8 protein-coding genes are annotated in these 9,451 nt (G+C 62.5%); 1 reads left to right on the top strand and 7 read right to left on the bottom strand.

Going from position 1 to position 9,451, the window contains the following annotated elements; genetic code table 11:
- The 3 genes from ACTJKS_RS25325 to ACTJKS_RS25315 all read right to left on the bottom strand — a co-directional run.
- A partial coding sequence (locus ACTJKS_RS25325; protein WP_440828916.1) for a DUF4123 domain-containing protein occupies positions 1–329 on the bottom strand: 329 nt, incomplete at its 3' end.
- Positions 319–2,361, bottom strand: coding sequence for a type VI secretion system tip protein TssI/VgrG (tssI, locus tag ACTJKS_RS25320; protein WP_440828915.1), 2,043 nt, complete (start codon positions 2,359–2,361; stop codon positions 319–321). The genes ACTJKS_RS25325 and tssI, both read right to left, overlap by 11 nt.
- Before the next feature lie 131 nt (positions 2,362–2,492).
- Complete coding sequence (locus tag ACTJKS_RS25315) at positions 2,493–3,008, bottom strand: Hcp family type VI secretion system effector (RefSeq protein WP_003226246.1); 516 nt, start codon at positions 3,006–3,008, stop codon at positions 2,493–2,495.
- 386 nt (positions 3,009–3,394) lie between these two features.
- Here ACTJKS_RS25315 and ACTJKS_RS25310 point away from each other — a divergent pair, with 386 nt between their 5' ends.
- Complete coding sequence (locus ACTJKS_RS25310) at positions 3,395–4,072, top strand: type 1 glutamine amidotransferase domain-containing protein (RefSeq protein WP_262949046.1); 678 nt, start codon at positions 3,395–3,397, stop codon at positions 4,070–4,072.
- 85 nt (positions 4,073–4,157) lie between these two features.
- Here ACTJKS_RS25310 and hglS read toward each other — a convergent pair whose 3' ends face one another.
- The 4 genes from hglS to glcD form a co-directional block, all read right to left on the bottom strand.
- The gene (gene hglS / locus ACTJKS_RS25305; protein ID WP_198760026.1) at positions 4,158–5,537 is read right to left on the bottom strand and encodes a 2-oxoadipate dioxygenase/decarboxylase HglS; all 1,380 of its coding nucleotides are present in this window, start codon (positions 5,535–5,537) and stop codon (positions 4,158–4,160) included.
- A gap of 88 nt (positions 5,538–5,625) precedes the next feature.
- Positions 5,626–6,846 (bottom strand): glycolate oxidase subunit GlcF, encoded by a 1,221-nt coding sequence (gene glcF / locus ACTJKS_RS25300; RefSeq protein ID WP_262949047.1) that lies wholly within the window; start codon positions 6,844–6,846, stop codon positions 5,626–5,628.
- Positions 6,847–6,848: 2 nt separating this feature from the next.
- Complete coding sequence (gene glcE / locus ACTJKS_RS25295; RefSeq protein ID WP_262949048.1) at positions 6,849–7,898, bottom strand: glycolate oxidase subunit GlcE; 1,050 nt, start codon at positions 7,896–7,898, stop codon at positions 6,849–6,851.
- Positions 7,898–9,397 (bottom strand): glycolate oxidase subunit GlcD, encoded by a 1,500-nt coding sequence (glcD, locus tag ACTJKS_RS25290; RefSeq protein ID WP_262949049.1) that lies wholly within the window; start codon positions 9,395–9,397, stop codon positions 7,898–7,900. Before glcD ends, glcE begins: the two co-directional genes overlap by 1 nt.
- Positions 9,398–9,451 lie beyond the last annotated feature (54 nt).

Raw genomic sequence — 9,451 nt, 5'->3', positions numbered from 1 at the left:
TGTGTCAGGCTGCGCAGGTGCTCGAACACGTCGTTCGGTTCGGCGCGTGAGACGGCCAGCCAGCCCCAGTCGAGGGCGTCGGTTTCGGCGATCCAGGGCAGGAATGCCGAGTTCGGTTTGAGTTCGGTGACGTAGGGCATCACCGGTTGCCAGGTGGAGTAGGGCGTGCCGCCCCAGATCGGCAGGAGCTGGGCGGTGGGTTCGGTCAGGTACAGGGTTTTCAGCGCGTCGGCATCGCTTGCTGCGCTGACGATCAGGTACAGGCGCTCGCCAGTCTGCAACGGCTGTTGTGCCAGCCAGTCCTTGGGTGTCAGTCGATCAGATGGCACAGGCACCTGCCTTGCATTTTTCGCACTCTTCGCAGAACGGCGCATTACGTTTGAGAGTGTTGATTTGCGCCGGGGTCAGCACGGCGCCAGCCTTGTCGGCATCCGCCTGCTTCAACACGCCCGGCAGCAGTGGGGCGGCGCCGGTGCCGCTGCCCGGTCCACCACCGGAGTTGATGTTGATCGCCGGCCCGCTCATGGTCACGCCGCCGCCGTCGATCTTGATGAAGCTGCCACCGCCGACCAGCGTCAGTTCAGCCCCGGCTTCCAGCACCACCTTCATGCCACTGCTCAGGTGAATTTCCTGGCCGGCGTCGATGAATTGTCCGGTGCCGATCTTGATGTGCTGGTTCACGCCCACGGTCAGGTGGTCGTTGGCCCGTGCTTCGACTTTGCGGTCTTCATAAACCGTGTGGTGTTCTTCGGCCTTGAATTCCGTGTAGCTGTTCTTTTCCACGACGTCGTGGCGTTCGTTGCCGACGCGGATTTTCTGGTCGTGTTCGATGTTCTCGTCCCAGTCGCGCTGGGCGTGGAGGAAGATCTGTTCCTGGCCTTTCTTGTCTTCGATGCGCAGTTCGTTGAAGCCGCCACCGCCCATCGAGCTCAGGGTTTTGAAGGTGGTGCGGGTCTTGTTCGCCGGCAGGGCGTACGGGACGGTGTTTTCCTTGTGGTACAGGCAGCCGCTGATCAGCGGCTGGTCGGGGTCGCCCTCGAGGAATGTCACCAGCACTTCCATGCCGATGCGCGGGATGGCGATGCCGCCGTACTGGGCGCCGGCCCAGGCGCTGGAGACACGCAGCCAGCAGCTGGTCTTGTCGTCGGCCTGGCCGTCGCGGTCCCAGTGGAACTGGACTTTCACGCGGCCGTATTCGTCGCAGTGGATTTCTTCGCCTTTCGGGCCTGTGACCACGGCGCTCTGGCTGCCGAGGATGCGCGGTTTCGGGTGGCGCAGGGGCGGGCGGTTCGGCACGTCCCACGGGGTGGCCTGGAAGCGGTTGCGGTAACCCTGATGGAAATCGTCTTTGAGCGCGGTGGTGTCGCTGGTGACCGACTCTTCCAGCACCTGCGGCTGCTTGCCTTCGTGGTGGACTTCGGTGAGCAGCCACAGGTCATTCCACTTGGCCTTCGGGTGTTCTTTGAGTGCGAGGAAATGGCCGCTGACCAGCAACGGCTGGTCGCTCTTGCCTTCGGCGAGCTGGAAGTCGCTGCGATGACGTTCGAGGGCGCGTTTGGCCAGGTGTTTGCCGCGCTCGCGGTCGATGAAACGGCCCGGGTAATCGTAGTCCTCGAGGTCGGGGAGGGCGTCGCCGCGGTTTTCGCTTTCCAGCGTCAGGCGCGGTTTTTCGAAGTCGTAGTCGCGGCGGGTGGTGCGGCTGGTACGGGTTTCCAGGCGCAGGTCGAAGCGTTTGATCACCGGGTTGCTGGCGACCATGCCGGAGTCCTGCTGATAGGCCACCGGCGCCAGTTTCTTGAACACCGTCTGGTCGTCGCCGAACACCAGTTTGTGGCCCGTGGCGCTGTGCTGGAAGTGGTAGTGAATGCCTTCTTCTTCGCACAGGCGCTGGATGAAATGCAGGTCCGATTCGTCGTATTGCACGCAGTAAATGCGGTCGGGGTAGATCGAGCCGGTCTGGAAGGCGTAGGCGTTGCCCTGGATGCCGTGTTCTTCGAGGACCTTGCCGATGATTTTCGGCACGCTGAGGTTCTGGAAGATCCGCTGGTTGATCCGGTGCGCCAGGTACGCCAGTTGCGGGCGCAGGGTCACGGAGTAGCGCGTCAGGCGCTTGCCGGAATCGCCTTGCGCGGCGCGGTAGATCAGGCCGTGGATACCGCTGCCGTCGGGCGACAGCTGCAGGAAGGCCGGTTTGTGCAGCAGGGTTTCGAGGTCCAGCGACGGCTGCTCACTGACCAGCTCCACCTCGAACACAAAAGGCTGGCTGATGGCTTCCCGGCCGGTCAGGGTGAATACCTGAAAATCGGCGGAGAGCCCTTCGATGGTCAGGGCAAAGTGGGTTTCATTGGCCGGCGCGAACATCCCTTGTTCCTCGTGCTGTACAGCGGCGTTCGTCGACTACCGCAAAGCGGTTCAACGCACGCGAAATTCTGGAGGGGCGTAAACAACATCGACCAGCAGGGCTGGTCGATGCTTGTAACGATCAGCCGTAATTAAACGACTGGAGCACGCCAGTCATCGGAGCCCGAAGTACCGGATACTTCGTGGGTCCAGGTGATTTTGCGGTAGGTGAACTGCACTTCTTCCAGGTGGGTGAAGTGCGAGTTGCCTGGATCCTGGCAGTTGTGCATTTTGTTGTTGATGGCGACGATGATCGCGTCTTCCAGTTTGGTGGTGTAGTAGTGCTCTTGAGTACCTTGAGCAGAAGTACGGTACCACTGGATAACGATTTCGCTCATGCGCTCGCCGGAGGTCAGAGCCGCTTGCAGCAGAGGCGAAGCCTTGTCGTAGACCTTGGTGATGATCACTGGCTTGTGAACGCGCTGACCGGTTGGCTGACCGGATTGTGGGTCACGCGGGATGATCACGTCGTGGCTGAAAGCCTGAACCATGACCTGGTCTTCGTGGCCTTCCTGGTAGGTGTTGCCAACGGAGTCGGCGGTGAAAGCGCCGGCAGTGATCAGGCCTTGTTTTTCGCCGGTAACCGACATGTACGCTGGTGTTGCCATGGGGTGCTCTCCTTGCGGATAAATTTAGGGTGCCCGGGAGGCGAAATCGCCCGGTGGGTGCCTGACTGTTATCAAGGAGCGTGCCAGGTTTGTCGAAGGGCCCGGCAGCCGGGGGTGAAGCGGCTCTAGTCTGCGTTATGACCGATGTTTTTTGCTGAATCGAGGTGGAAAGTGCGCAACTTCNTTGCGCACTCGGCTGCGGGCCACGTGCCTCAAGGCCTACAGCGCGATGATCAGTCTTTTTCGCCGAGCGAGTGCGCAAGAAGTTGCGCAGTAAGGCCAAGTGCCAGCGTCGAGCGTTTGAAACGATCCACCCAGCGCGACGGTCAATCACTCACGACTGCGCCGCAGGCGTCTGAACATTCCCCACCGCGAGTGAGAACGACATGAAAATCCTGATGGTTTTAACGTCCCACGATCAACTGGGTGATACCGGCAAGAAAACCGGCTTCTGGCTGGAAGAGTTCGCCGCGCCGTATTACGTGTTCAAGGATGCCGGCGCGCAACTGACGCTGGCCTCGCCCAAGGGCGGCCAGCCACCGCTGGACCCGAAAAGTGACGAGCCCGATGCGCAGACCGCCGCGACCGAGCGCTTTCGCAAGGATTCTGCCGCCCAGTCGGCACTGTCCTCTACGGTCACACTGGACACGGTGAAGGCTGCGGATTTCGATGCCGTGTTCTATCCCGGCGGCCACGGCCCATTGTGGGACCTGGCTGAAGACCGCCATTCGATTGCGCTGATCGAATCGTTTTACAACAGTGGCAAACCCGTGGCGGCCGTGTGTCATGCGCCCGGGGTGCTGCGCCATGTCAAAGGTGCGGACGGTCAGCCATTGGTCAAGGGTAAGCAGGTGACCGGTTTCAGCAACAGCGAAGAAGATGCGGTGCAGTTGACCAACGTGGTGCCGTTTCTGGTGGAGGACGAGCTCAAGGTCAAAGGCGGAAATTTCTCCAAGGGCGCGGACTGGTCGAGCTACACCCGTGAAGATGGATTGTTGCTGACGGGGCAGAATCCGGCGTCGTCGGAGGAGACGGCTTTCGCGTTGTTGTCACGCTTGCGCTAGAAGCGAAAGCAAAAGATCGCAGCCTGCGGCAGCTCCTACAGGGGGAAACACATTCCANTGCCGCAGGCTGCGATCTTTTGATCTTTCAGCGCGAAAGCGCTGCCAGACACTCCTCAATCGAACGCCGCTGCGTCTCGGCATACAACCCCAGCTCATCAATGGTCGCACGCCCCAGCGCCTGTTCGAATGCCTGGCGGTTCGAGTGTTCGCCATAGTGCGTCTGCGCCGCGTCCCCAAGGTTCGACTGAAAAATCCCCGCCGCACTCACCGGCAGGAAATCTTCGTACACCAACGGTTCAGCTTTCACATGGCCATCGCGGAGCAAATCCTCCAGCGATGTTGATTTGAGGCTACCCGCTGCCAAGCCTTTTTCCGTGGGAAAATAGCGAAAATACGCCAGCTCCTGTTCACGCATGCCGTCGACGCTGTCCGGAAATTCGCCAAAGTGTCGGGTCATCAGCGTGTTGTAACGTGCGGCGTTGCCTTCGTTGGGAAAGTCGCCCAGTTCATCGCGCGCGGCGTTCAACAAGCGGTCATACAGCGCCCGGCCTTTGGGGGTCAGCGCCGCACCGCGTTGTTCGATTTCGCCGAAACGCGCGCTGTGGCTACCGCGAGTCTCGTGTTGATCGGTGAAAGCGATCGGCTCGTCCAGCGCCTTGAAGCTGGTCTGGCGCAACAGGATCGGGCACTTGCGGCGTGGCGGGCCTTCGATCACCGCTTTCGGGGTGATGCCGTGCACCGGCATCTGCGCCTGGACAATATCGATGTCCAAGGTGCGTGGGGTCAGGTGATTGATGTGCGGGCCTTTGAACGCCACCACATCGGCGATCAGACGGTGCTGGGCGCTGAGGGTCTGGTACTGCGCAGCGGTGACGGTGGCGCTGTGATGCCAGCGAAAGGTTTCCAGTGCCTGCAGGACAAATTGCGCCGCGTCCTCCTCATTCAGCCCACCGGCTGACTCCGCCCGCTCGATCAGCTGCAAGGCAGCAGGGGTAAAGATCGAACGCCGGTTCAACACCGATTCGGCAAAACCGCGCAACTCGGGATCTTCGATCAGCTCCAGACGCAGCAATGAGGTGAACACCCGAAACGGGCTGACCTGCAGCGCCGCTTCATGCACCGCGCGAAACGCCGTGGAGTGCACCGGCACACCCGCCGGGGTCAGGTCGTAGTAGCCCACCGGTTGCATGCCCATCACCGCGAACAGGCGCGCGAGGGTCGCAAGCTCTTTGCCGGTGCCGACGCGGATCGCGCCGTGTCGCTCCATGTCCAGGCGCTCGATTTCACCGGTGCTGTCGAGCTGCCGTGCGAGGTCTGGCTGGGCGGCCAGCACTTCACGGTTGGTCTGTTCCACCAACTCCATCAGCGCGCCGTACAACGGCACTTCTTCGCGGTACATGTCGGACATCGCTTTGGAGAAGCGTTGACGGATCAGGTCGGGGCTGACGAAAGGCTGCACGGTCATGAAAAAAATTCCTGCCACGGTCACGGTTTGGATAGAGGAAAAGATCGCAGCCTTCGCCGACGGCAGCAAACGAAGAATCCTACGAACTTCATTCTGCCAACGACTGATCCACCAGTTCGATCCAGTGCAAAACCTGCGTGCGTCCGGCGCCGGCCAGATGATTCTGGCAGCCGACGTTAGACGTGACGATCAGCTCCGGGCGCCCGCTTTCCAGTGCATTGAGGCGGTTATCGCGCAATTGCCGGGCGAGGGTCGCTTGCGTCAGCGAATAAGTGCCGGCCGAACCGCAACACAGGTGACCGTCCGGCACGGGTGTGAGATTGAACCCAAGGCGGGTCAGCAGCGCCTCGACTGCGCCGCCGAGTTTCAGCGCATGTTGCAGGGTGCAGGGGCAATGCACGGCGATCCGCCGCTGGCGGGCGGCGCACACTTGCTCCAGAGGTTCCTGAGCGAGCAGTTGCACCAGATCCAGCGTTCGCTCACTGATCTGCCGCGCCTTGTCGGCGTAGCGCGGATCCTGCGCCAGCAGATGCCCGTAATCCTTGATGAACGCGCCGCAACCGCTGGCCGTCTGCACGATGGCTTCCGCGCCGTTTTCCAGGTGCGGCCACCAGGCGTCGATGTTCTGTCGGGCGCGCTCGAGGCCTTTGGCCTGGGCGTCGAGGTGATAGTCCAGCGCGCCGCAGCAACCGGCCTCGGTCACCGGCGTGACGCTGATCCCCAACCGGTCCAGCACTCGTGCCGTCGCGTCGTTGGTGTTCGGCGACAGGCCCGGTTGCACGCAGCCTTCGAGCAGCAACACCCGCCGCGCATGGCATGGGGCGGGGCGTGAGCCGGACACTGGGGCGCGTTGCGGCAATTTGCTTTCGAGGATGCGCGGTAACAGCGGCCGGAACGTCGTGCCTACCCGCAGCAGTCCCTTGAATACGCCCGGATTCGGCGCCAGTGCACGCAAGCCCTCGCGCAACAAGCGCTGGGCGGCAGGTCGCGGCACGGCCTGATCGACCACCGCCCGCCCGATATCCAACAGGTTGTGATAGTCAACACCGGAGGGGCAGGTGGTTTCGCAATTGCGGCAGGACAGGCAGCGATCCAGATGCAACTGAGTCTGCTCGGTGGCCGGCGTCCCTTCGAGCACTTGTTTGATCAGATAGATGCGTCCGCGTGGCCCATCGAGCTCATCACCGAGCACCTGATAGGTCGGGCAGGTGGCGTTGCAAAAACCGCAATGCACGCAGGTGCGCAGAATCTTTTCCGCCTCGGCCGCACGCGGCAGTTGTCGGGATTGTTCGCTGAGGGTGGTCTGCATGGCTAGAACTCCGCGTACATCCGGCCGGGGTTGAACAGCCCTTGCGGGTCGAGTTGCGCCTTGAGTTGCTGGTGATAACGCATCAGCGTGCGCGGCAGCGGCTGGAACGGTGTGTCGCTGGCGCCATGGGTGAAGCAGATGGCATGGCCACCGAGTTCCTGGGCGAGAATCTGAACGTGCTCGTGATCGGACTTCAGCCAGCGTTGCGCGCCGGCCCAGTCGATCAACTGCTGGCCGGGCAATTCTTGCGGCCCGAGATTGTTCGGCAGCGACAGGCGCCACAGCGGCAGGCCTTCGTCGAAAAAGCTCAGGCGTTGCTCGTTTAAATCGCGCCAGAACAGCGAGTCCAGCGGCTCGCCGCCGAGTCGTTGATGCGCGGCGGTCACCGAGCCTTCGCCGCCCTCCAGGCGCAGGTACAGGCTTTGCCCGTCATGGCAGGCGCCGCTGATCGGCAACGGTTGCTGACCCCATTCGGCCAGCCTGGTCAGCGCTCGGGTGCAGTCGATATCGAGGCGGATGCTCAGGCATTGACGCGGTTTCGGCAGGACTTTCAGCGAGACCTCGGTGAGCACGCCGAGACAGCCGAAACTGCCGGTCAGCAGGCGTGACAGGTCGTAGCCGGCAACGTTTTTCATCACCTCGCCACCGAACCTCAAATGTTCGCCGAGGCCAGTGATGACCCGGGTACCGAGGACGAAGTCGCGTACCGAACCTGACCATGGCCGCCGTGGCCCGGACAGTCCGCTGGCAATCATCCCGCCAACGGTGGCACTGTCACCGAAGGCCGGCGGCTCGCACGGCAGCATCTGCCCGGCCGCGTCGAGCGCCGCGAGCAACTCGCGCAGCGGCGTACCGGCGCGCACGCTGACCACCAGCTCGGTCGGTTCATAGCGCACGATGCCGCAGTGCGCGCGGGTGTCGAGCACTTCGCCGGCCACCTCGCGCCCCAGAAACGCCTTGCTGTTGCCACCCTGGATTTTCAGCGGCGTGGCGTTGGCCCGGGCCTGATTGACCTGATCGAGCAGGGCGCCGCTGGCGTCGACGTCAGCCATCAGAAGCGCTCCAGTTCGGGGAATGGCAGTTGTCCGGCGTGAATGTGCATGGCGCCGAATTCTGCGCAGCGGTGCAGGGTCGGGATGTTCTTGCCGGGGTTGAGCAGGCCTTGCGGATCGAACGCGACTTTGACGGCGTGGAACAGGGTCAGCTCTGCGCTGTTGAATTGCGCACACATCTGATTGATTTTCTCGCGGCCGACGCCGTGTTCGCCGGTGATGCTGCCGCCGACGTGCACGCACAATTCGAGAATTTTCCCGCCCAACGCCTCCGCGCGCTGCAGTTCGCCAGGCTGGTTGGCGTCGAACAGGATCAGCGGGTGCATGTTGCCGTCGCCGGCATGGAACACGTTGGCCACGCGCAAGCCGTATTCGGCGCCGAGGCGCGCGATGCCTTGCAGTACGCCGGGCAATTCGCGACGCGGGATGGTGCCGTCCATGCAGTAGTAGTCCGGGGACAAGCGGCCGATCGCCGGAAAGGCGTTTTTGCGTCCGGCCCAGAAGCGCACGCGCTCGGCTTCATCGCGGGCCTGACGCACCTCGCTGGCGCCGGCCTGAAGCATGACCTCGCGCACCCGCAGGCAATCGTCGTGGACATCGGCTTCGACACCATCGAGTTCGCATAGCAGAATCGCTTCGGCAGCGACCGGGTAACCGGCGTGGATGAAGTCTTCGGCGGCGCGGATCGCCAGGTTGTCCATCATCTCCAGGCCGCCGGGAATAATCCCCGCAGCGATGATGTCGGCCACCGCGCGGCCTGCCTTTTCCACCGAATCGAAGCTGCCCAGCAGCACCTTGGCGACCTGCGGTCTGGGCAGCAGTTTGACCGTGACTTCGGTGATGATCCCGAGCAAACCTTCGGAGCCAGTGAACAGCGCCAGCAAATCGAAACCCGGGGCATCGAGGGCCTCGCTGCCCAGCGTCAGGCGTTCGCCTTCGATGGTCAGCACTTCGATCTTCAGCAGGTTGTGTACGGTCAGACCGTACTTGAGGCAATGCACGCCACCGGCATTTTCCGCGACGTTGCCGCCGATCGAACAGGCAATCTGCGACGACGGATCCGGCGCGTAATACAGGCCGTACGGCGCCGCCGCCTGGGAGATCGCCAGGTTGCGCACCCCGGGTTGAACCCGTGCGGTGCGAGCCGCTGGGTCGATGTGCAGGATGTTGTTGAACCGCGCCATCACCAGCAACAGGCCGCTTTCCAGCGGCAGCGCGCCGCCCGACAACCCGGTGCCGGCGCCACGGGCCACCACCGGCACGTGGTGTTGATGGCACAGTCTGAGCAGGGTTTGTACCTGATCGAGTCGCCGGGGCAGCGCCACCAGCATCGGCGTGGTGCGATAGGCCGAGAGGCCATCGCATTCGTACGGCTTTAGTTCGTCTTCGCGCCACAGAAGGTCGAGGTCCGGGAGGGCGTGCTGCAGGGTTTTCAGCAGCTCAGCCTTGTTCACTTCCGGTAGCGGGCCGTCGAAGCGTTCGTCGTAGAGAATGTTCATTCCACACAGCCTTCTGCCAACCTTAATTCTTTGCATGAATAAGACTTAAGGTGG

The sequence above is a fragment of the Pseudomonas sp. 22189 genome, assembly GCF_052045635.1.
GTDB lineage: Bacteria > Pseudomonadota > Gammaproteobacteria > Pseudomonadales > Pseudomonadaceae > Aquipseudomonas > Aquipseudomonas parakoreensis.
The sequence above is the reverse complement of the archived record's forward strand: the minus strand, read 5'-3'. Positions and strand labels throughout refer to the sequence as shown.